Genomic DNA, 22,185 nt, shown 5'->3' with positions numbered 1-22,185 from the left:
CGGTGGCTGGGCCGGATGGCTGTCTGGATGAGTGGTGGTTGCGTCTGACGTTAGGTACGGGCTGCCGGTGGCCGCGCCGGCGGAATCGCCGGGATGCCACGCAGGTGACTGCTGCACGCGAGGCCGGGACGGGCGAGCGCGAGGCACGCGGACGCTCTGGGTCGGACGCGAGGCCCGCGGCCGACTCGTCGGGCACGAGGACAGGAACTGCCGAACCTGGCGATCTCACCGGCGCGACCAGGTGGCCCTCGAGGAGACCGTGGACCCGCGCTTCAACCGGACCTCGACCCCAGGCAGGCCACCATGACGACCACACTCGACCGCACTCGGCCGGCAGCCCAGCAGGCGGCCCGTTCGACACGCCGCAGGGCCGATCGACCGAAGGAACGCGGGGGCGCCGACCGTCGCCACACCCTTGCCCTGGGGTTGCTGGTCTCCGCCCAGTTCACAGTCATGCTCGATACCTCGATCGTGAACGTCGCACTGCCCTCCATCCAGTCCGATCTCGGCCTCCGTCCGGCCGGTGTCGCCTGGATCGTCAACGCCTACGTCCTCGCTTTCGGCGCCCTGCTCGTGCTGTCCGGACGAGTCGCGGACCTGTTCGGCCGGCGCCGCATGTTCATCGGGGGCTCGGCGATGTTCACCGTCGGCACCCTTCTGGCCGCCGCTGCCTCGAACGAGGGGTTGCTGCTGGGCGGCCGCATCATCCAAGGTGCCGGCGCAGCCGCCCTCAGCCCGGCCGCGATGTCCCTGCTTCTCCTCACCTTCCCCGGACCGGCCCGCGCTCGCGCGATGAGCCTCTGGGGCGCCGCCTCCGCCGTCGGCGGCGCGACCGGGGTGTTCCTCGGCGGCCTGCTCACCGGCGCCTTTGGCTGGCAAGCCGTCTTCCTCGTCACCGTCCCGGTGTCGATGACTGCCGTGGTCCTGGCGCGGCGCGTTCTCGAGGAAGGGGTCCTCGGGGTCCGGCACCGGTTCGACACGCTCGGCGCTGTCACCGTCACCGGCGCCGTGGTCGCGCTCGTCCACGGAGCCCTCGGCCTCGCCGAGTCCGGGCTGACGGTCTCGACGGTCACCAGCCTGGCCGCCTCCGTGGCGCTCATCGGCGCGTTCATCCGGATCGAGCGACGCGCCGCCGAACCCCTGGTGCCGCTGGACCTGTTCGCAGACCGTGTCGTGAGCACCGGGGTCGGACTCGCCGTCCTCGGCGGGTCGGCCCGCGCATCCAGCTTCGTGCTGGTCGCCCTGTACCTCCAGCAGGACCTCGGGCTGGACCCTCAGCACGCAGGCCTGGCGATGGTTCCCACGTCGGTCACCGGGTTCGTCGTCTCCCTCACGCTCCTGCCCCGTGTGCTGCGGGTGCTCGGCCCGCGACTCAGCCTGGTGACCGGAATGGTGGTGCTCGCCTCTGGTCACCTGTGGCTGGCGTACGCACCGTCCAGTGCCGGGTATGCCGTCGCCGTGCTGCCAGGCCTGCTGCTGGTCGCCACCGGGGTCGCCTTCAGCTTCACCCCGACCACGATCGTCATCGCCGGCGCACTGCCGGACGCCCACGCCGGACTCGCGTCGGGTCTTGCCGGCTCGGCGACGCAGGTCGGCTCGGCGCTCGGCACCTCGGTCTTCACCGCCATCGGGATCGCGGTCGGCGGAACGTCCGCCGGTGCGCTGGGGTCGTCGGGGTTCACTGCCGCCTTCACCGCGGCTGCGATGGTCTCCCTGGCGACGGCCGCCTGGGGATGCTCCCTGGTCGGAAGGCGTCGGGAGTCCTCTGTGGCGCGTCTTGGATGAACGGAGCGCGGTTGCCGTGGCTGGATATCTGCAAGAGCCGGCCGCCACCGCGGACCTGCTCGCCCAGGCGCGATCAGCTCAGGGAGGAGCCCTCGTGCTGGACCCGGGTGAGCTCTCGTGACCCGCTCGTCGGCCTGGAGCTCGGCTGGCCGGTCGGCCGCCGCCGACAATGCGCGAGACTGCGGTCGTCGGTGATGGCGATTGAACAGGCGAGGAGGGGCGCGAGACGATGACCGCATCTACGGGGGGATCGGCCATCGACGACATACGTTTCCAGCTGCTCGGACCGATGGCCATCCTTGTCGACGGGACACCCGCGAAGCTGCCGGGAGTGGCCGAACGTGCCCTGCTGGCCCAGCTCCTGCTCGCCCCGGGCCGGACCATCCCGGCCACCTTGCTGGTCGACCGGCTCTGGTCTGAGACGACGCTGCCGGTCGACCCGATGAACGCCCTGCAGATCCGGGTCTCGAAGCTTCGCCGGGCGCTCAAGGCGATGGGTGCCGACGATCTGGTCGTGCGCGAAGGCGTCGGGTACCGCGCGAACCTCGGCACATCGGACGTCGATGCCTCCGACTTCACCGACAGGCTCCGGTCAGCTCGAGCCGCGACGGGCTCGGCGGCGGCGACAGGTGGGTACGAGCTGCGTCACCTGCGTGCCTACGACGACGCGCTGGCGCTGTGGCGGGGGGAGCCTCTCAGCGACTTCGTGACCGAGCAGTGGGCGACAGCGGAGGCCACGAGGCTCCACGAGCTTCGCCTGGCCGCCATCATCGAGCGCGCCCAAGTGGCCTTGGCGCTCGGACGGCACCTGGAGGTCGTCGGCGACCTGGAGCCGCTGGTGTCGGACGACCCGACGCTCGAGTCCCTCGCCGGTCTGTTGATGCTGGCGCTGTACCGCGGCGGACGCCAGGCCGACGCGCTCGAGGTCTACACCCGGACTCGGACCACGCTCGACGAGACGCTCGGGCTCGAGCCATCGGTCTCGCTCCGCTCGCTTCACGAGCGAGTGCTGCGGCAGGACGAGTCGCTCGGAGGCGGCTCGAACGAGGGCCCGGCGAACGCGGTCGCCTCGGTCCGCACTCGAGGCGCCGAGGACCGTGCTGCTGCCACGAACCTCCCGACCTCGCTCCGCCCGCTCATCGGCCGCGACGAGCAGCTGGAGTCCGTGTCCGTGATGCTCGGCGGGGTCCGGCTCCTGTCCCTCATCGGGCCCGGCGGGGCAGGGAAGACCTCCTTGGCACTCGCGGCCGCGGTCCGGGCCTCCGACGCCTACCCCGACGGAGCGTTCGGAGTCCGGCTCTCATCAGTGGTGAGCGGGGAGCAGGTTCCGCTGGCGGTCGCCGACGCCTTGGGTGTCCCCTTGGACGGGAGCGGCGCCGAGCGGGATGTGCGCCAACGACTCACCTCCTTCCTGGCGCGGCGTCGGATGCTGTTGCTCATCGACAACTGCGAGCACGTCGTGGACGCTGCAGCCAGCCTCATCGACGAAGTCCTCGGCCGGTGCCCCGACGTCACCGTTCTCGTCACCAGTCGAGAAGCCCTCGCGATACCGGACGAGGTCCAGGTGACGGTCGGCCCGCTCCCGACGCCGCCCGAGGACGCTCCGGACAGCCAGGTGCTGGACTACCCGGCCGCCCAGTTGTTCGCCGAGCGCGCCCGCGCCGTACGCCCGGGCCTGGTCTTCGACGCCGAGGACCTGTCCGCGGTCGGCCACATCTGCCGAGCGCTCGACGGCATCCCACTGGCGGTGGAGCTCGCCGCCGCCAGGATCGCGTCGATGTCACCCGGGGAGATCGCGGACAGGCTCGCCGCACGCTTCTCCTTCCTGACATCGGGCACTCGCACCGCCGAAGCCCGCCAGCAGACGCTGCGGGCGACCGTGGAGTGGAGCTACGCGCTCCTGACCGAGGTCGAGCGACTGGTCTTCAACCGGCTGTCAGTGTTCCGGGGCGGCTGGTCGTTGACGGCCGCAGAAGCCGTCCTCAGCGACGACGCGCTGTCTGCGGCCGTCATCCTCGACACCATCGGTCGGCTCGTCGAACAGTCCATGGTGTGGGTGGAACGCGGCCGCACCACTCGTTACCGCATGCTGGAGACACTGCGGCAGTACGCCGCCGAGCAGCTCGCCGCCTCGGGCGATGCCGAGACGTTCGCGGGTCGGCACGCGACCTACTTCCGCGCCGTCGCCGAGCGGGCCGAGGTCGAACTACGTGGACACGGTCAACGTGAGACCCTGCGGCTGCTCCGAGACGAGCAACCGAACATCCGGGCCGCCATCGACTGGCTCTCACGCCCCGGAGGCGGCATCGACGACTTCGACTCCGCCCTGGTGACCGCGGGCGCCCTGGGCATGTTCTGGCATCTCGGCCGTCATCTCGAGGGCCGTGAGGTCCTCGGTCGCCTGGTGGGCAACAGCGAAGCCTCGGCATCGGCCCGCGCGAGGGCCCTGCAGGCGGTGTCCATCGTCGAGCGGCCACGCGGATGCCTGGTGCACCCCCACCCCCGTTGCGCGGAGACCGCGGAGGAGAGCCTGTCCATCTTCACCAGCCTCGACGACCCCTGGCATGCCGCGCTGTCGAAGGTGCTGGTGTCGGTGGAGGGGGTGACCGGTTCGGCCCGCGAACGCTCCGACACCTTCCTGCAGGAGGCCGACGAGGAGTTCTCGCGGGAAGGGGACGCCTGGGGACAGGCGGTCGTCGGCTTCGTGCGCCTGGAGACGGCCCTCAAGGCCGGAGACGTGGCCACTGCTCTGCGTCTGGGCCCGGCGACCTCCGCCGCGTTCCGGCAACTCGGCGACCTGTGGGGTCTGTCGGCGACGCTGTACCACTTCGGCTGGGGGCTGCGGCAGTTCGGCATGTTGGACGACAGCGCCCGCACCTTGGAGCAGGCCATCGACGTGGCTGCCTCCGCGGGGCTGTGGAACACCGTGCAGTGGGCCTATGCGGACCTTGGCATCGAGAAGGTCCACATCGGCGAACCCGGGACCGCCCGCGACCTCTTCGACCGGGCAGCGAAGGCCTCCCAGGAGGTCGGCGACGGGGCGGGCGAGGTGCTGGCCGTCCACGGCTATGCGCTGCTCGCCGAGGTGAGCGGGGACTGGTCGATGGCCAGACAGCACTACGACGAGGCGGTCCGCGGCTTCGAGCGCCTTGGCACCCCGGTGTGGGCTGGCATCGCCCTGGCCGGGCTAGGGCGTTGCGATGAGGCGCTCGGCGACCTCGCCGAAGCCGGCGGACTCTACGAGAAGGCCCTCGCCGTCGGACGCACGCTCGGCGAGCCCAGTGTGACCGCGTCCTCGCTCGAGGGACTGGGAAGGCTGGCTCGGGCGCAGGGGCGGCCCGTGGACGGCGAACGGTTGGCGGGCGAGGCCGCCGAGATCCGAGAGCGGTTCGTGCGCCCGGCGCCGCCGCATGAGCGACGTACGCCCGGCGCGGGGACTCCGGTGTCCCCGAGGGGCGACGCGAGCTGAGAAGCAGCCCGGCATCACACGGCCGGGAGGAAGAAGCCCGGCCGTGTCTCGGGGCCCGTCGCGCGACCGCACCGCGGACAGAAGGGTGACCGCGTGCGCGCCAGCTCCTGACCGCACCAACAGGCACGCGGTCGGGAGTCGACTCGAGGACGAACGTGTGCCGTGGAGTCTGTCCGGGTCGTCGCCGTGTTCATGGTCCTGCCGCCCTTCCGTGCCGTGGTCCTGTCCGGCCATGTCGTGGTCCTGCCGTGCGACGACTCTCCGGCGGCCCGCTTGCGCTGGGCTGTCTGACGACTGTTCGCGCCCGGCAGTCCGACCCCGACAGGCACGGACAGTCACCGGACAGACCGCCGGCCGACAGTGACCTCCTCACGTCACCGAACCGTCGAGAGCGAGCAACGATGCGCGAGCTGACCCTGTACGTCGGCGGCATGGGCTGCCGGCGCTGCGTCCGGGAGGTCACCGCCAGGCTGCGAGACATCCCTGGCGTGCGGACGGTCGTCGCCGACGCCGCCACGTCGACCGTCCGTCTCGGAGGGTCGATGACCGTCGAGGACGTGCTCGACGCCTTCACCGGGACGACCTACCGCCCCGAGCTCGACTGAACAGCGCCACGACAGCGACCGGACAGTGGCCGCTGTGACGCTCACCGAACCCGAAGCCGAGGCAGCTGCTTCGACACCCAGAAAGGGCTCACCATGCCGTCCACACCGTCTTCCGCATCACCCTCCGCGGCGCCAGGCAGCAGGCGCTGGCTCGCTCTCGGGCTGATCGCCGCGGCTCAGTTCATGGTCATCATGGACACCTCCATCATCGGGGTCGCGCTCCCCGAGATCCAGCGGGACCTCGGCTTCACAGCCCAGGGCCTCAGCTGGGTCTTCAACGCGTACGTCGTCGCCTTCGGCGGCCTGTTGCTCCTCGGTGGCCGACTCTCCGACCTGCTCGGCGCACGCCGCGTGTTCACCACCGGCTGGATCGTGCTCGCGGTCGGGTCGTTGGTGGCAGGGGCCGCCGGAAGCCCCGCCGTCGAACTGGTCGGCCGAGCCGTCCAAGGCGCTGGCTCGGCGCTCATCGCTCCGGCAGCCCTCACCCTGCTGTTCACCATCTTCGGCGCGACCCCGAAGGAGCTGACCAAGGCGCTCGCCGTCTACGGTGCCGCGGCCCCCGCCGGTGGCACCGCCGGCGTGTTCCTCGGCGGCGTCCTGACGCAGTTCGCGTCCTGGCCGTGGGTGTTCTTCATCAACCTGCCGCTCGCCGCAGCCGTCGTCGCGCTGGCACCGTCGGTGATGCCGGCCGGCGCCGCTCACCGCGGTTCGGTCGACGTCGCCGGAGCCACCACCGTCACCCTCGGCCTCGGCTCCGTCGTGTTCGCGGTCGTCCGCGCCCCGCAGGTCGGTTGGACCGCGCCGTCCACCGTGGTCGCAGGCCTGGTCGGACTGGTCCTGGTCGCCGGCTTCGTCGTCCGCCAGGCGAAGGCCCGCCAGCCGCTGGTCCGGCTCGGGATCTTCAAGGCGCCCAACCTGGCGGCTGCCAACGCTGCCCAGTTCCTGCTCGGCGCGGCCTGGATCCCGATGTTCTTCTTCGTCAACCTCTACCTGCAGAAGGTGCTCGGGCTCGGGGCCTTCGCCAGCGGCGCTGCCCTCCTCCCGCTGACGGTCACGATCATGGTCGGGATGGTCGCGGTCGCACCCCGCCTCATCGCCCGTTTCGGCCCGAAGGCCCTGACCGTCGCGGGCCTGGTCACCCTGGCCGCCGGGTTGGCCTGGCTGTCCTTCATCCCGGCCGACGGCAGCTTCTGGTCCGACGTGCTGCCGGCCAGCCTGGTCACCGCCGCCGGCATGGCGATGGCCTTCATCCCCTCGCTCGGCCTGGCACTGTCCTCGGCCGCTCCGCAGGAGGCCGGCCTCGCCGCGGGCCTGGTCAACACGAACTACCAGATCGGCTCCGCCCTCGGCCTCGCCGCGATGACCGCAGTCGCCGCGGCGTTCGGGGCCGACGGGTCGGCCGCCGACCTGGCCGGGCTCACCGATGGCTACTCCGCGGCCCTCATCGGCGCCGCCGCCATCGCAGCTGTCGGAGCAGTGGTGGCGGCTGCCTGGCTGCGCACCCCGGCCACGCCGACCTCCGCCCCAGACGTCTCGAAGGAGCAGGTGGTCGCGTGACCTGACCCGTCCGCCACCAACCTGGCGATTTCACCGGCGCGACCTGGTGACCCCACCAGCGAACCTCGAACCAGCCCATCAACCGCACCAACACGAGGAGAACCCGATGTCCACGTTCCAGCAGACCTTCCAGGTCAACGGCATGACCTGCGGCCACTGCGTGACCGCCGTGACGGAGGAGGTCGGCGCCATCGCCGGCGTCACCGACGTCGCCGTCGACCTGGCCAGCGGTCGCGTCACGGTCGGCAGCGGCCGCGAGGTCACCACTGCCGAGGTGGCCGCCGCCATCGACGAGGCCGGCTACCAGCTCGCCTCCTGACCAGCACGCCCACCACCAGGACCGAGGAACCGAGATGACCGCGACCACCACACCCACACCCAGCGCCGACCTGGCCGCCCAGCAGACCGCCGAGTGTGTCGAGACCAGCCTCAACATCGGGGGCATGACCTGCGCCTCGTGCGTGCGGCGGGTCGAGAAGACGCTCACCCGCGTCGACGGGGTGGTCGCGGCCTCGGTCAACCTCGCCAACGAGACCGCCACCGTCTCCTACGACCCCGCCTTCACCTCCCTCGAGGCGCTGACTGCCGCGGTCGCCAAGTCCGGCTACACGGCCGCCCCGCGCACCGCGCCGCGCACCACCGCCTCCGAGGAGTCGGGGGCGCCGGGGGAGGCCGCCCCGGCATCGGCCCCGGTCGACGAGCTCGACGCCCGCCGCGACACCGAGATCGCCCACCTCAAGCGCCGCTGGCAGGTCGCCCTGACCACCGGTCTGGCGCTGATGGGCGTGATGTACCTGCCGCTCTACATCGACACGATGGACTGGCTGATGCCGCTGATCCTGGTCATCGCGACCGGCGTCCAGCTGTGGGCCGGGGCCGACATCTACCGGCAGGCGTGGACCGCGGCGAAGCACCGGGCCACCACCATGGACACGCTCGTGGCCATGGGGACCGGGGTCGCCTTCCTCTACAGCGCCTTCGTCACCCTCTGGCCCGCCCAGGCCCAGTCCTGGGGCCTACCAGTCCACCTGTACTTCGAGACCGCGCTCATCGTGGTCGCCCTGGTCCTGATGGGCCGCTGGCTGGAGCTCAAGGCCAAGAAGCGGACCGCCGCCTCCATCAAGACCCTGGTCGGTCTCGCCCCCACGACCGCGCGTGTGCTCCGCGACGGGCCCGACGGCAGCATCGAGGTCGACGTCCCCCTCGACCAGGTCACCGTCGGCGACCTCGTCCGCATCCGACCCGGCGAGAACGTCCCCGTCGACGGCTCCGTCGTCGACGGCTCCTCCTCCGTCGATGAGTCGATGCTCACCGGCGAGTCCGTCCCCGTCGACAAGCGGCCCGGCGACCAGGTCATCGGCGCCACCGCGAACCGCACCGGCACCCTGGTGGTCCGCGCCGACGCGGTCGGCGCCGACAGCACCCTCGCCCAGATCATCCGACTGGTCGAGGACGCCCAGGGCTCCCAGGCCCCGATGCAGCGGCTGGCCGACCGGGTCTCCGCGTGGTTCGTGCCCGCGGTCCTGCTCACCGCTCTCGCCACGTTCATCGGCTGGATGAGCTTCGGACCCGACGCCGACCGGCTGGTCCTGGCCATCGGGACCACCGTGGCCGTCCTCATCATCGCCTGCCCCTGCGCCCTCGGTCTGGCCACCCCGACCGCGGTCATGGTCGGCACCGGCAAGGCGGCTGAGCTCGGCATCCTCATCAGCGACGGCCAGGCCTTGGAGACCGCGTGCCGACTCACCGCCGTCGTCCTGGACAAGACCGGCACCATCACCCACGGCCGACCCACCCTCGAGCACGTCCGAGCGCTTCCCGGACACGACTCTGACGAGCTACTGGCCCTGGTCGCGTCGGCCGAGGTCGGAAGCGAGCACCCGGTCGGTGAGGCCATCGTGACCGCGGCTCGCAACCGCGGCCTGACCCTGCAACCCGTCACCGACTTCGCCGCCCACCCCGGACACGGCATCAGCGCCACCCTCACCCCGGCCGGCCCGAGCAACCGAGCCGACATCGCGGTCGGCAACCAGGCACACATGGCCGCCCTCGGCGTCGACACCGCCTCGCTCGCCGGTCATGCCGCCCAGGCGGCCGCCGCCGGCGGCACCCCGATGTACGTCGCCCTCGACGGCGCCCTGGCAGGCCTCGTCACCGTCGCCGACACCATCAAGCCGGACGCCGCAGAGGCTGTTGCTCAACTGAAGGCCCTCGGCCTGCAGGTGTGGATGGTGACCGGCGACAACGCCGCCACCGCCCACGCCGTCGCCGACCAGGTCGGCATCGACCTCGTCATCGCCGAGGTGCTCCCGGCCGACAAGGCCGACCGGGTCGCCGCCCTCCAGGCCGCCGGGCACGTCGTCGCCATGGTCGGCGACGGCATCAACGACGCCCCCGCCCTGGCCACCGCAGACCTCGGCATCGCCATCGGCACCGGCACCGACGTCGCCATCGCCGCCTCCGACATCACCCTGGTCGGCGGCAACCTGCGCGGCATCGTCTCCGCCGTGGCCCTCTCGCGGCGCACCGTGACGACCATCAAGCAGGGCCTCGCCTGGGCGTTCGCGTACAACGTCCTGCTCATCCCGGTGGCCGCCGGCGCCCTCTACTGGTGGCACCACCTGCTCCTCGACCCCGTGCTCGCCTCTGCGGCGATGGCGATGAGCTCGGTCAGCGTGGTCACCAACGCCCTGCGGCTGCGCCGCTTCAGCGCCCCGGCGACCGTCCGCGACATCACCCATCGGCCGCTGCGTGCCCGGGTGGCGGACTCCGCCTACCTGGTCGCCGTCGCTCTGGTCGCCGTCGCGTTGGGGTCGGTCTTCACCTGGGCCAGCCGCACGGATCAGGCCGAGCGCGGCATGAACGGGGTCCTGTCCTGGTCCGAGGGCATGGGGATGCCGATGCGGCCCGCGATGAGCGTCATGGAGGAGGCCGACGTCGCACCGGTCGCCCCGGCCGAGGCCGGCCTGAAGGTGAGCCTCATCGCCCCCCGCGTGGTCGAAGCCGGCCAGCCGGCACGGCTGAGCGTCGAGGTCCGCGACGCCGGGTCCGGCGAGCGCATCAGCGACCTGGTCCGCACGCACCAGGTGTGGATGCACATGATCCTGACCCGCACCGACCTGGGCACGTTCGCGCACATCCACCCCGAGCCGACCGGCACCCCCGGGGTGTTCACGGTCGAGGCGACGTTCCCCACAGCCGGTGAGTACCTGGTCCACACCGAGTTCCGCCGCAACGGAGAGATGGGCGACGTCCTCGACACCCACACCGTCACGGTCACCGGCCGCCAGCCGGCCACGGCCGCCGTACCGGCCCGCGATGTCCGCTCGTGGACCGGCCACGGCGTGCGCATCAGCATCGAGGGCGACGCGACCGTGGGCGCCACCAGCGACCTCGCCCTGAGGTTCGCGCACGTCGACGCCGCGGGCCAGGAGACCGGCCCGGTCACCGACCTGCAGCCCTACCTCGGCGCGGCCGGCCACGTCGTGGTGATGCACGCCGACGGCACGACGTTCGCCCACCGGCACGCTGAGACGTTCGACCGGGCAGGCCGGCCCGTCCTGGCCCTGCCCGGCACCCGGTTCGGTCCCGACCTGGGCCTCCACGTCCGATTCGACCGGCCCGGCGCCTACCACCTCTGGGCGCAGTTCGAGCTCGCCGACGGCACGGTCGTCACCGCCCCCTTCCTCCTCCACCCCCAGCTGCCCGCCAGCCCCCCGGCGGCGCAGACCGCCGCAGACGCCGGCCGCTGACGCGACGGCAGCTCCGACAGCAGTCCCGACACCGAGCCAGGAGACACCGCGATGGACACGCACACCCGGTCGACTGACGAGAGCCCCGGCCAACAGGAGCGCCGAGGCCGGGGCCAGGACGACCCGCAGCACGTGCCACCGTCCAGCGGTCCCATCGCGCGTACGGTCGCCGCCTCCGTGACCGTCGGCCTCGTCGCCGCAGTCGTCCTCGTCGGCGTCGTCTTCCCCGGCGCCGGCGAGGCCACCATCACCGGGTCCCTGCTCGTGGCGTTCGGCCTCGGGTGGGCGGTGATGGGTTGGGCGAGCACGCGTTTCGCACCACGACCGCTGCGCTGGACCCGCGTTCCCGCCGCCGCGATGACCGCGACTGGCACAGCGCTGGTGGTGTTGTCCCCGCAGGACGCCGCGATGCGCACCTTGGGCTGGATGTGGCCGGCCCCGACCGCGGCCCTGGCGGCCTACGTCTGGGTCCACGCACGCCGAAGCGTGCCCTGGCGCGGGCGGTGGATGCTCACGCCCATCTCGGCCGTCCTCGCGCTCGCTGCCGTCGGCGCCACCTACGAGAACATCGCCGTGGTGCGTGACCAGCACGCCTACGCCGCGCCCGGCAGCACCCATGACGTCGACGGTCACGAGCTCTACCTGGACTGCCGCGGACACGGCGGCCCCACCGTCGTGCTGTTCAACGGCATGGGCGAGGTCTCCACCAACTGGGCCCGCATCGTCGACCGGGCCGACACGCACACCCGGGTCTGCTCCTACGACCGCGCCGGCCAAGGCTGGAGCGGCGACGTCGACCGGCCCCAGGACGGCATCGTCGCCGCCCACGACCTGCACGCCCTCCTCCAGCAGGCGGGCGAGCACGGCCCCTACGTGCTGGCCGGGCATTCCATCGGCGGCACCTACGCCCTGACCTACGCCGCGCAGTACTCCGACGAAGTCGCGGGCATGGTCCTGCTCGACAGCTCGAGCCCGTACCAGTTCACCGCCCTGCCCGCGTTCCGTGGGCAGTACGCGATGATGCGGCGCGGCCTGGCGGTGATGCCGACGCTGGCCCGGCTCGGAGTCGGCCGGCTGCTGAACGGCGTGCAGCCTTCGCACCTGCCCGAGCGTGCCGCGGACGTGGCGGGCTCCCTCGTCGGCACCGCGCGCGGGGCCCGCAACGGGCGGGACGAGGTCTCGATGTTGCCCGCCCTCTTCGCCCAGGCCCAGGCGCTCACCACGCTGCACGACCGACCACTGGTGGTCCTGACCGCGAGCGAGACTCGCGAGGGCACGGCGGGCTGGACCGGAGCCCAGGCCCGGCTCGCCGCGCTCTCGACCGATGCGGTGCAGCAGGTCGTCGACTCCACCCACGCCGGGATGCTCGAGGACGAGGGCCCGGCTGGGGTCTCGGCAAGCGCTATCGGCGATGTCGTCAACGCCGTCCGCACCGGCAGCGCCGTCAACGCCGTCAACGCCGTCAACGCCGTCAACGCCGTCAACGCGAGGTGACGACAGGCCGGTCCGAAGAGCGCCGAGGCTCACCCTGGCGCGAGGCCGCACCGCTTCCCCAAGACCGGCCCCGCCGCTCCCCACCCCCGAGAGCGGCGGGGCCTTCATCCATACGGGCCCGGGGTGAGTGCGCGCTCAGGAGTCGCCGAAAGTGACGACGACCTTCCCCCGCGCCGCACCGGCCTCGAGCCGCGCGATGGCCCGGGCGACCTCGTCGAACGGGTACGGGCCGTCGATCACCGACCTGACCCGTCCGGCGTCGGCCAGCTCACCCAGGGTTGCCAGGTCGCGGCCGTTCTCGCGGGCGACGTACATCGCCAGCCGGTGGTGCACCAGAGGCGAGAGTGCCGCGGCTCCCAGCTGGCGGTGCATGCCACCGAACCACCGGCCGCCACCCTCACCACCCACGAACACCAGCGTGCCGCGCGGGGTCAGCAGGCGTCGCAGGGTGGCCACGGGGCGGTTCCCGGCGATGTCGAGCACCAGGTCCCAGCGGCGGCCGTCGACACCCGGCTCGCTCCGGGTGTAGTCGATGACGTCGTCGGCGCCCAGCGAGCGGACCAGATCGGCCTTGGCGCCGCTGCAGACCGCGTCGACGCGGGCTGCGCCGAGCGCACGGGCCAGCTGGACGGCATAGGTGCCGACGCCACCGGACGCGCCGATGACCAGCACCGACTGGCCGGCCTCGATCTTGCCGATGTCACGGAGCCCTTGCAGCGCGGTGACGGCCGAGACGGGCATGGCGGCGGCGGCCGCGAAGTCGAGGCTCGCGGGCTTGGGCGCGAGCTTGTCCTCACGCGCCACGGTGAGCTCTGCGAGGGACCCCGACGCGGTGCCGAACACGGCGTCACCGGCCGAGAATCGGGTCACGTGCTCGCCGACGGCCTCCACGACGCCTGCGAATGCGCGGCCGGGGACGTGCTTGCGGGGCGCGCGGAGCCCGGTGCCGAGCCGCACGGCCAGCGGCAGGCCGGCCATCAGGTGACGGGTGCCGAGGTCGATGCTGGCCGCCCTGACTCGGACGAGGACCTCGCCGTTGCCCGCGGTCGGGGTCGGCGCGTCGCGGACGGTGACGGTCTCGGCGCCGCCGTACTGCTCCTGCCACAGTGCCTTCACGGTGTTCTCCTGTCTGCCTGTCCCAGTCATGACACCCGCGCCCCCGTCACGCAAGTGGTGGCTCGCGCGGATTCGAGCCAGCGGGGCCCACGCCCTCCTCGTCCTTGACGAGCGCGGAGTTGCCGCAGACGCTGGTCGGACGACCCGGATGCGGGAGGCAGGAGGCGGGCGGCGACATGGCCGACGCAGCGGACGGGGGCGACCGACCGGTCGACACGGCCACCGTCCACGCCGAGCTCGGACGCGCACGCGCTGATCTCCGCGCGCTCGTCGAGGGCGCGTCGGCGGCCGAGTGTCGGGCCCTCACGGCGGGGACGCGCTGGACCAACGGGCAGCTGCTGTTCCACATGTTCCTGGGCTACGCGGTCGTGCGTACGCTGCTCCCGCTGGTGCGGACGATGTCTCGTCTGCCGGATCCCGTGGGCCGAGCGTTCGCCTGGACGCTCAACGTCGGGGCTCGGCCGTTCCACGTCGTGAACTACCTCGGTCCGTGCCTCGCCGTCAGGCTCATCCACGGCAGGCGCCTCGAACGACTCATGGACCGTGTGGTCACGTCTCTCGACCACAGCCTGGATGCGGAGACCGAAGCATCACTGCGACGGAGCATGCGGTTCCCGGTGCGGTGGCAGCGTCGGGGACCGAGATCGACCGCCGGCTCGCCGGCTGAGCGCTTCGGACTGCCAGGGCGGCAGCGGCAGCGGCCAGGCCGGCCAGCACGAGGAACAGGGCACCGTATCCGTTGAAGGCGGCCGCCAGTCCGGCGCCGAGGGCCGGGGCGAGTGCCGCGGCGACCGAGACCGGTGCGTTGTAGACGCCGCTGAGCGCCGCGTACCGCTCGGGTCCCCAATGGTCGGTCACCAGTGTTGCGCCGACGAGCGTGAACAGGCCGCGGGCCGCGCCGCTGAGCACCGCCACCCCGACGAGGAGACTGGCGGGGCCTGGGATGACGGCGAGGGCGGCGAGGGTCGCGGCCAGGAGCCCGATGACCGCGGCCGCCCGGGTTGTCGGGGCGAGCCGGCGGCTCAGCGCCGGGTAGGCGAGGCGGCCGGCGACTTGGCCGGCGCCGCCGATGCCGAGTGCCCACGCGGCGAGGCTGGTGCTCAACCCGCGGGAGGTGAGCAGCGGCACCAGGTTGACCAGCGAGGCGTACATCGCCAGCGCGGTCAGCGTGCCGGCGGCGGTGAGCATCACGAACGGGCGGCCGGTCAAGATCTGGCGGTCCGCGCTCGTGCGAGACCCGGCGGCACTCCGGGCGGCATCGGCAGGCCGGGTCGCGCCGGTCCACGAGTGCCGGAGCCCGAGTGCGTGGGCGGGCAGCGTGGCAAGCACGACCAGGCCGAGGAGCAGGTACGTACGCCGCCATCCGACGGCGCCGTCGAGGGCGCTGGTCAGCGGCGCGAAGATCGTGGAGGCGAACCCGGCGACCAGGGTCACGGTGGTGATGGCCTGGACCCGGCGCTCACCGAACCACTCGGTCAGCGTGGCGAACGCCGGCGGGTAGAACAGTCCCGTGCTCGCAACGCCGGCAAGCACCCAGCCGGCCACGAACACCGGATAGGTCGGCGCGAGCGCCACGACGGCGACGGCCGCGGTGCCGAGCAGGCTGCCCAACGTCATCACCGTCCGCGGGCCATGTGCCTGGATGACCCGGCCGACCGGGACTCCGCCGACTCCTCCGACGATGCTGCCCACCGAGAACGCGGCCACAACAGCGGTGTGAGACCAGCCGGTGTCCTCCGAGATGGCCGGGGCAAGGACGGTGAAGGCGTAGTAGAGCACTCCGTAGCCGACGGTGACGGTCACGCACAGGGTGACAAGCACGCCGCGCCGGGAGCCGGGCACGGTTGCCCGGCTCCTGCGGTCCGTGTCGACGGCCCGGTCAGCCACAACCGCCGCTCGAGGTCCCGCAGCTCGACGCCTCGACGCTTGCCGAGCCACCGATGCTGAGCAGGGCCGGGGCCGCCGGCCCGCAGCAGCCGCCCGCCGAGGCAGCCTCGGGGTCGTCGTACAGGCCGGAACCGCCGCACACACCCGTGTCCGGAAGGACCAGCTCGATGCGTTCGGCCGCCTCGACGTCACCGGCGAGCATGGCGACGATGCTGCGGACCTGCTCGTAGCCGGTCATCGCCAGGAAGGTCGGGGCGCGGCCGTAGGACTTCATGCCCACGAGGTAGAGGTTCGGCTCCTGGGCGTGGGCGAGGTCGCGGGCGCCGGTCGCCTGCACCGAGCCGCAGGAGTGGATGTTGGGATCGATGTCGGCCGCGATCTTGCGTGGTGCCTCCAGCGTCGGGTCGAGGTCGAGACGCAGCTCGGACAGGAACGACAGGTCGGGCCGGAACCCGGTCAGCACGACCACGGAATCGGCAGGCGCCAGCTCGCGTCCGTCCTCGGAGACCACCACGGCGCGGTCAGTGGCACCGTCGCTGGCGCGACGGATCCGAGCAGTACGGAAGCCGGTGACGACCTGGATGCGACCGGCCTCGACCGCGGCCCGAGCACGCAGGCCGAGCGCGCCGCGCTGGGGCAGCTGGTCGGCCTCGCCGCCGCCGTAGGTGTTCGCGGTGGTTCCGCGACGCAGCACCCAGGTGATGGTGGTGCCGGGGTGAGCCTGGGCGATGCGGTCGAGCTCGATGATCGCGTTCAGTGACGACGCTCCGGCGCCGAGCAGCACTGTGTGCTTGCCGGCGTAGCGTCCGGGTGCCTGGCTGTCGGGGACGGAGTAGGTGATCAGGTCTGCGTTCGCCGCCTCGCCCAGGGCGGGCAGTCCGTCCGCGCCGGCCGGGTTCGGCTTGCGCCAGGTGCCGGAGGCGTCGATGACCGCGCGGGCCTCGATCCGGGTCTCGTGGCCGGCCGCGGTCGCCAGGTGGACGGTGAAGGACTGCTCGCCGCGGTCGGCGTCGACCAGGCGGTCGCGGCCCTTGCGGGAGACGCCGGTGACGCGGGCGTCGTACCGGACCTTCTCACCCAGCGCCTTGGCCAGCGGGGCGAGGTACTCCTCGACCCACTCAGCCCCGGTCGGGTAGCCGCTCGTCGGCGCCTCCCAGCCGGTCGGCTCGAGCAGCCGGGCCGCGGCCGGGTCCACCAGCTCGGACCACTCCGAGAACAGGCGGACATGGCCCCACTCGGCCACGGCCGCTCCGGGCCTGTCGCCCGACTCGAGCACCAGGGGCTCGAGGCCGCGCTCCCGCAGGTGTGCCGCAGCGGCCAGGCCCTGCGGACCGGCGCCGATCACCACGACAGGCAGGTCAGACATTCCAGCTCCTCGCACTTCTCACGTATCGACGTTCGTCGATGCCTCTACCGTGCCTCGTCCATCGACAGATGTCAATGGATCTGGGACGATGTCTTCCATGGCCACCACGCTTCCCCTGCTCGAGCCGACCGGGTCCTCCGCGCTGGCCGCTTGCTGCTCGCCGGTCACCGGCGGCGTCGTCAGCGACGAGACCGCGACGACGCTCGCCCGGATGTTCAAGGCACTCGGCGACCCGACCCGGGTCAAGCTGCTCTCGATGATCGCGGCGGCCGAGGACGGCGAGGCATGCATCTGCGACATGACCGAGCCCGTCGGTCTCAGCCAGCCGACCGTGTCCCACCACATGAAGCTCCTGGTCGAAGCCGGCCTGGCCACTCGCGAGCAGCGTGGCCGGTGGGCGTACTACCGCGTCGTGCCGGAGGTGCTGCGCTCGCTCGCCGGCGCCCTGGCACCGACTGCCGGATGACAGCAGCCGCTGTGCCCGTCACGGCGCCGGTGGTCCGCGCGATGGAGGCGGGTGACTGGGATGACGTGCGACGCATCTACGCCCTCGGCATCGAGACCCGCAACGCGACCTTCGAGACCGAGGTTCCCCCGGCTGACGCCCTGGACGCCAGGTGGGTGCCCGGCCAGCGCTGGGTCATCACCACCGAAGACGAGGTCGCGGGCTGGGCGGCCATGACGCCGACCTCGGCCCGGGACTGCTACCGCGGCGTCGCCGAGACCTCGATCTACATCGACACCGCCCTAGCCGGCGGAGGCCTCGGCACGCAGCTCCTCACGCACCAGGTCGATGCCGCGCTCGGGGCAGGCTTCTGGACGCTCCAGACCTCCATCTTCCCGGAGAACGAGGCCAGTCTCGCCATCCACCGCAAGGCGGGCTTCCGTGACGTCGGCCGCCGTGAACGCATCGCGCAGCTCGACGGCATCTGGCGCGACACCGTCATCCTCGAGCTGCGGCGCCGATGATGCTGGCGGCGGGCCCGGCGTCAGCGTCCGGGTCCGTGTCGGGCGCCCCGCGTCAGGTGGAGGCGGCCATCATCGGCGGCGGCCAAGCCGGGCTTGCCACCGGCTTCTACCTGCGCCGCGCCGGGCTCACCCCAGGTGAGGACTTCGTCATCCTCGACGCCGGCGACCGGCCCGGGGGTGCCTGGACGCGGATGTGGGACGGCCTGCGGCTCTTTTCGCCCTCGTCGTTCTCCTCGCTGCCGGGCTGGATGATGCCGCCCTGGGACGACGCCCACCACGGCTACCCACCCCGCTCGCACGTCGTCGACTACCTGACCCGCTACGAGGACCGGTACGACCTGCGAGTCGAGCGGCCCTGCACCGTGCGCGACGTCGTGCCAGAGAGCGACGACCCAGCAGGCCGGCTGGTCGTGAGGACCGACCGAGGCGACTTCGCTGCCCGTGCCGTCGTCTCCGCGACCGGCATCTGGGACCGGCCGTTCTGGCCGGCCTACCCCGGCGCCGGGGACTTCACCGGGCGCCAGCTTCACGCTGCCCAGTACCGCAACGCCGCCGAGTTCGCCGGCAGGCGGGTGGTCATCGTCGGCGGCGGCAACTCCGCAGCTCAGATTCTCGCCGAGGTCTCCACGGTCGCGCAGACGACCTGGGTGACCCAGCGCCCGCCCCGATTCCTGCCGGACGACGTCGACGGCCGCGCACTCTTCGCGACCGCCCGCGCACGCATCCGCGCGCTCGAAGTGGGCCGCGAGCACGAAGGGATCGCCGGACTCGGCGACATCGTCATGGTGGCCTCGGTGCGCGACGCCCGCGACCGTGGCGTGCTCGTCGCGGAGGCGATGTTCGAGCGCCTCTTGCCGGCCGGTGTGGCATGGGCGGACGGGACGCTCCGCGATGCCGATGCCGTCATCTGGTGCACGGGCTTCCGTCCCGCGCTGCCGCACCTGCGCCGGCTGCGCCTGCGGACCGACGCCGGACACGTCCCGGTGAGCGGCCCCTCGGGAACCCAGGCCATCAGCGAGCCGCGTCTGTTCCTGGTGGGCTACGGCGACTGGACGGGGCCGGCGTCAGCGACGCTCGCTGGGGTCGGACCGTCGGCGAAGGCGACGGCTTCGGCCATCGTCGATGCTGATTCCTGATCTCCATCATGTCGCTGCGGGCCCGCGGTGGCGCTGGTGCGTTCAGTCCAGTCGGGCCGTGCGAAGCCGCAGCGCGTTGGTGATGACGCTGACCGAGGACAGGGCCATCGCCGCGGCGGCGATGACCGGGGACAACAGCCACCCGAAGGCCGGGTAGAGCACGCCGGCGGCGATCGGAATGCCGATGGTGTTGTAGCCGAAGGCGAGCCAGAGGTTGCTTCGGATGTTGCCCATGGTGGCCTGGGAGAGGCGCCGGGCGCGAGCGATGCCGGTGAGGTCGCCGTGGAGCAGGGTGACGCCGGCGGACTCGATGGCGACGTCGGTGCCGGTGGACATGGCGAGGCCGACATCCGCGGCCGCGAGTGCCGGGGCATCGTTGGTGCCGTCGCCGGCGAAGGCGACGACGCGCCCCTCGGCACGGAGGCGGGCGACGACGTCTGCCTTGTGGTCGGGGAGCACTTCGGCTTCGACGCGGGAGATGCCGAGTCGGTCGGCGACGGCCCGGGCGGTCACGGGGTTGTCGCCGGTGACCATGACGACGTCGATGCCGGCTTCTCGGAGGTCGGCCAGCGCCTGGGCGGTGCTGGGCTTGACGGGGTCGGCGATGGCGAGCACTCCGGCGAGCCGGCCGTCGACGGCGATGAAGACGGCGGTGGCGCCTTCGCGTCGTACGTCGTCCGCCTGCTGTTCGAGGCCTGCGGTGTCGACGCCGAGCGAGCGGAGGAAGCCGCCGCTGCCGACCGCGACCTGACGGCGGTCGACGGTGCCGGTGACGCCCTTGCCGGCGGGTGCGTCGAAGTCTTCGACCGGCCGGATGGGGCCTGTGCCGTCGTTGCTCGCGGCGTTGACGATGGCGCGGGCCAGCGGGTGCTCGGAGGGCTGTTCGACGGTGCCGGCCAGGCGCAGGAGATCGGTGTCCGTGAACCCGTCCGCGGGCACGACCCGGGTGACGGCCGGCTTTCCGACCGTGAGTGTGCCGGTCTTGTCGACGGCGATGGTGTCGACCTTCTCGAGCCGCTCGAGGGCGGCGGCGTTCTTGATGAGGACGCCTGCGCGGGCGCCACGGCCCACGCCGACCATGATGGACATGGGCGTCGCCAGGCCGAGGGCGCAGGGGCACGCGATGATGAGGACGCTGACCGCGACGACGAGGGCGTGGGCGAGCTTGGGGTCGGGTCCGACGAGTGCCCAGACCACGAAGGCGAGCACGGCGACGCCGATGACTGCGGGCACGAACCACGCCGAGACCTTGTCGGCGAGCCGCTGGATGGGCGCCTGGGAACGCTGGGCGTCGGCGACCATCTGGACGATGCGGGCGAGCATGGTGTCCCGACCGACGGCGCGGGCCTCGATGAGCAGGCTCCCGCCGGCGGTGAGGGTGCCCCCGATGACGGTGTCGCCGGTGGTCTTGGTGACCGGCATGGATTCGCCCGTCACCATCGACTCATCGACCGCGGAGCGGCCGTCGGCGACGACTCCGTCGACGGGGACCTGCTCCCCGGGTCGGACGCGGAGCCGGTCGCCGGCATGGACCTCGTCCAGGGGCACGTCGATCTCGGTGCCGTCGGACCGGACGAGGTGGGCGGTCTTCGGGGTGAGGTCGAGCAGCGCGCGGATGGCGCCGGAGGTGCGTTCACGGGCGCGGAGCTCGAGGACCTGGCCGAGAAGCACGAGGGTGGTGATGACGGCGGCAGCCTCGAAGTAGACCGGGACGGTGTCGTCCATGGTGCGGAACGAGGCAGGGAAGATGCCGGGTGCGAGCGTGGCGACCACGCTGAACAGCCAGGCGACGCCGGTGCCCATGGCGATGAGCGTGAACATGTTCAGCTTCATCGTGCGGACCGAGGTCCAGCCGCGGGTGAAGAAGGACCAGCCGGCCCACCACACGACCGGGGTGGCGAACGCCAGCTGGAGCCAGGCGTTGACGCGGCCCGGGATGGTGTCGGCGACGACGTCGAACAGCTCCGACCCCATCCCGAGGACGACGGTCGGGACGGAGAGCGCGACGGCCACCCAGAAGCGGCGGGTCATGTCGACCAGCTCGGCGCTCGGGCCGGTGTCGGCCGCGACCGTGACCGGCTCGAGGGCCATTCCGCAGATCGGGCACGATCCGGGCCCGAGCTGCCGGATCTGCGGGTGCATGGGGCACGTGTACTCCACCTGCTCGTCCGCACCGCTGGTTGCCGGCGCGGCGAGCGCCGGCTCGTGGCCGGGTGCCTCGGCACGGGTGAGGTGGCCGGCGGGGTCGGCGGCGAACCTGTCGCGGCAGCCGCTCGAGCAGAAGTGGAAGGTGTGTCCTTCGTGCTCGGCCTGAGGGCCGCCGGCATCCGGGTCGACGTCCATGCCGCACACCGGGTCCTTCACGCGGGCCGCCTGAGCGTGGCCGTCGCCGCCGTGCTGGTGATCGCCGTGCAGGAGGTGTGCGTGCTTCCCGTGGTGTCGGTCCTGGGTGCCGTCCATCTGTACGACAATACCCCCTAGGGGTATCAAAGGCTAGAGGTGCCCGGGTTCGGTGAGCCGAGGCGTCCTGGACGTGGGTCTCCGGGCATGTGGACGGCCACGGGAGAATCCTCTGCATGACTTCCTGGACGCCCGGCTGGGACGCGTTCCCGCCCGCACTGCGAGAGTTCTGGTCGGAGCGTCACCTCTGCACCTTCGCGACGGTGCGCGCGGACGGCAGGCCGCACGCGGTGCCGGTCGGGGTCGCACTCGACCCGGAGGAGCAGTGCGCGTGGGTGATCACGTCGGGCGCTTCGGCCAAGGCTCGGCGCATCGCCGGCGGTCCACCGGCCGGGCTGCCCATCGCCGCGTGCCAGGTCGACGGCAGGCGCTGGTCGACGCTCGAGGGTCGGGCCCGCGTCCTGACGACGCCGGACGCCGTACGCCGGGCCGAGGAGCGCTATGCCGAGCGCTACCGCGTGCCGGGGCCGAACCCGCGACGCGTCGCGATACGGATCGAGGTCGACAGGTTCCTGCTCTCGAGCACTCTCGAGTCCTGACCTCTGGCCTGACCTCGAGCCGACCTCAGCGGCCCGGCGGCGAATAGGCG

Annotated in this window: 16 protein-coding genes; 12 read left to right on the top strand and 4 right to left on the bottom strand. The window is 72.3% G+C overall.

The annotated features are described in order from the left end of the window. Positions 1 to 303 precede the first annotated feature (303 nt). The 8 genes from ABD205_RS04040 to ABD205_RS04005 all read left to right on the top strand — a co-directional run bounded on the left by ABD205_RS04040 (position 304) and on the right by ABD205_RS04005 (position 12,662). Positions 304 to 1,785 (top strand): MFS transporter, encoded by a 1,482-nt coding sequence (locus ABD205_RS04040; RefSeq protein WP_344042655.1) that lies wholly within the window; start codon positions 304 to 306, stop codon positions 1,783 to 1,785. A gap of 229 nt (positions 1,786 to 2,014) precedes the next feature. After that, entirely contained in the window at positions 2,015 to 5,254 is a 3,240-nt protein-coding gene (locus ABD205_RS04035) for an AfsR/SARP family transcriptional regulator (protein WP_344042653.1), read from the top strand. 162 nt (positions 5,255 to 5,416) lie between these two features. After that, a complete protein-coding gene (locus ABD205_RS04030) occupies positions 5,417 to 5,545 on the top strand; it encodes a hypothetical protein (RefSeq protein ID WP_344042651.1) in 129 nt (42 codons plus the stop codon). Positions 5,546 to 5,655: 110 nt separating this feature from the next. Beyond that, positions 5,656 to 5,859, top strand: a complete 204-nt coding sequence (locus tag ABD205_RS04025; protein WP_344042649.1) for a heavy-metal-associated domain-containing protein — start codon at positions 5,656 to 5,658, stop codon at positions 5,857 to 5,859. Positions 5,860 to 5,952: 93 nt separating this feature from the next. Next, positions 5,953 to 7,416, top strand: coding sequence for an MFS transporter (locus ABD205_RS04020; protein ID WP_344042648.1), 1,464 nt, complete (start codon positions 5,953 to 5,955; stop codon positions 7,414 to 7,416). Positions 7,417 to 7,522: 106 nt separating this feature from the next. Further along, complete coding sequence (locus ABD205_RS04015; protein WP_344042646.1) at positions 7,523 to 7,735, top strand: heavy-metal-associated domain-containing protein; 213 nt, start codon at positions 7,523 to 7,525, stop codon at positions 7,733 to 7,735. A 34-nt stretch (positions 7,736 to 7,769) separates the two neighbouring features. After that, positions 7,770 to 11,168 carry a heavy metal translocating P-type ATPase gene (locus ABD205_RS04010; RefSeq protein WP_344042644.1) on the top strand — a complete coding sequence of 1,133 codons (3,399 nt, stop codon included), beginning with the start codon at positions 7,770 to 7,772 and terminating at the stop codon, positions 11,166 to 11,168. A 51-nt stretch (positions 11,169 to 11,219) separates the two neighbouring features. Continuing rightward, on the top strand, positions 11,220 to 12,662 hold the full coding sequence (locus ABD205_RS04005) for an alpha/beta fold hydrolase (protein WP_344042642.1): 1,443 nt from the start codon (positions 11,220 to 11,222) through the stop codon (positions 12,660 to 12,662). A gap of 135 nt (positions 12,663 to 12,797) precedes the next feature. Here the strand turns inward: ABD205_RS04005 and ABD205_RS04000 are convergent, their stop codons facing one another. The 3 genes from ABD205_RS04000 to ABD205_RS03990 all read right to left on the bottom strand — a co-directional run bounded on the left by ABD205_RS04000 (position 12,798) and on the right by ABD205_RS03990 (position 17,031). Next, positions 12,798 to 13,778, bottom strand: a complete 981-nt coding sequence (locus ABD205_RS04000) for an NAD(P)-dependent alcohol dehydrogenase (protein WP_344042640.1) — start codon at positions 13,776 to 13,778, stop codon at positions 12,798 to 12,800. Positions 13,779 to 14,327: 549 nt separating this feature from the next. Next, positions 14,328 to 15,620: an MFS transporter gene (locus ABD205_RS03995; RefSeq protein ID WP_344042638.1), complete on the bottom strand. Its 1,293-nt coding sequence runs from the start codon at positions 15,618 to 15,620 to the stop codon at positions 14,328 to 14,330. A gap of 37 nt (positions 15,621 to 15,657) precedes the next feature. Further along, on the bottom strand, positions 15,658 to 17,031 hold the full coding sequence (locus ABD205_RS03990) for an NAD(P)-binding domain-containing protein (RefSeq protein ID WP_344042636.1): 1,374 nt from the start codon (positions 17,029 to 17,031) through the stop codon (positions 15,658 to 15,660). Positions 17,032 to 17,128: 97 nt separating this feature from the next. Here ABD205_RS03990 and ABD205_RS03985 point away from each other — a divergent pair, with 97 nt between their 5' ends. Genes ABD205_RS03985 through ABD205_RS03975 form a run of 3 tightly spaced genes read left to right on the top strand, consistent with a single transcriptional unit; the run spans position 17,129 to position 19,136 of the window. Then, positions 17,129 to 17,497, top strand: a complete 369-nt coding sequence (locus ABD205_RS03985; protein WP_344042634.1) for an ArsR/SmtB family transcription factor — start codon at positions 17,129 to 17,131, stop codon at positions 17,495 to 17,497. Next, positions 17,494 to 18,000: a GNAT family N-acetyltransferase gene (locus ABD205_RS03980; protein WP_344042632.1), complete on the top strand. Its 507-nt coding sequence runs from the start codon at positions 17,494 to 17,496 to the stop codon at positions 17,998 to 18,000. Before ABD205_RS03985 ends, ABD205_RS03980 begins: the two co-directional genes overlap by 4 nt. 35 nt (positions 18,001 to 18,035) lie before the next feature. Next, positions 18,036 to 19,136, top strand: coding sequence for an ArsO family NAD(P)H-dependent flavin-containing monooxygenase (locus ABD205_RS03975; RefSeq protein ID WP_344042630.1), 1,101 nt, complete (start codon positions 18,036 to 18,038; stop codon positions 19,134 to 19,136). 42 nt (positions 19,137 to 19,178) lie between these two features. Here the strand turns inward: ABD205_RS03975 and ABD205_RS03970 are convergent, their stop codons facing one another. Next, complete coding sequence (locus ABD205_RS03970; protein ID WP_344042628.1) at positions 19,179 to 21,596, bottom strand: heavy metal translocating P-type ATPase; 2,418 nt, start codon at positions 21,594 to 21,596, stop codon at positions 19,179 to 19,181. 116 nt (positions 21,597 to 21,712) lie between these two features. Between ABD205_RS03970 and ABD205_RS03965 the strand changes: the two genes are divergently transcribed. Further along, positions 21,713 to 22,135, top strand: a complete 423-nt coding sequence (locus tag ABD205_RS03965) for a pyridoxamine 5'-phosphate oxidase family protein (protein ID WP_344042626.1) — start codon at positions 21,713 to 21,715, stop codon at positions 22,133 to 22,135. The last annotated feature ends 50 nt before the right edge of the window (positions 22,136 to 22,185 follow it).

This window comes from Nocardioides panacihumi (assembly GCF_039530925.1).
Classification (GTDB): Bacteria; Actinomycetota; Actinomycetes; order Propionibacteriales; family Nocardioidaceae; genus Nocardioides; species Nocardioides panacihumi.
Note: the sequence above shows the minus strand (reverse complement) of the source record. Positions and strands in the feature narration are given on the sequence as shown.

Excerpts from the sequence above, each read along its gene's own strand:
- ABD205_RS04040 (WP_344042655.1), top strand. The coding sequence starts at position 304 with ATGACGACCACACTCGACCGCACTCGGCCGGCAGCCCAGCAGGCGGCC.
- ABD205_RS04035 (WP_344042653.1), top strand. The coding sequence starts at position 2,015 with ATGACCGCATCTACGGGGGGATCGGCCATCGACGACATACGTTTCCAG.
- ABD205_RS04025 (WP_344042649.1), top strand. The coding sequence starts at position 5,656 with ATGCGCGAGCTGACCCTGTACGTCGGCGGCATGGGCTGCCGGCGCTGC.
- ABD205_RS04020 (WP_344042648.1), top strand. The coding sequence starts at position 5,953 with ATGCCGTCCACACCGTCTTCCGCATCACCCTCCGCGGCGCCAGGCAGC.
- ABD205_RS04015 (WP_344042646.1), top strand. The coding sequence starts at position 7,523 with ATGTCCACGTTCCAGCAGACCTTCCAGGTCAACGGCATGACCTGCGGC.
- ABD205_RS04010 (WP_344042644.1), top strand. The coding sequence starts at position 7,770 with ATGACCGCGACCACCACACCCACACCCAGCGCCGACCTGGCCGCCCAG.
- ABD205_RS04005 (WP_344042642.1), top strand. The coding sequence starts at position 11,220 with ATGGACACGCACACCCGGTCGACTGACGAGAGCCCCGGCCAACAGGAG.
- ABD205_RS03990 (WP_344042636.1), bottom strand. The coding sequence starts at position 17,031 with ATGTCTGACCTGCCTGTCGTGGTGATCGGCGCCGGTCCGCAGGGCCTG.
- ABD205_RS03985 (WP_344042634.1), top strand. The coding sequence starts at position 17,129 with ATGGCCACCACGCTTCCCCTGCTCGAGCCGACCGGGTCCTCCGCGCTG.
- ABD205_RS03980 (WP_344042632.1), top strand. The coding sequence starts at position 17,494 with ATGACAGCAGCCGCTGTGCCCGTCACGGCGCCGGTGGTCCGCGCGATG.
- ABD205_RS03970 (WP_344042628.1), bottom strand. The coding sequence starts at position 21,596 with ATGGACGGCACCCAGGACCGACACCACGGGAAGCACGCACACCTCCTG.
- ABD205_RS03965 (WP_344042626.1), top strand. The coding sequence starts at position 21,713 with ATGACTTCCTGGACGCCCGGCTGGGACGCGTTCCCGCCCGCACTGCGA.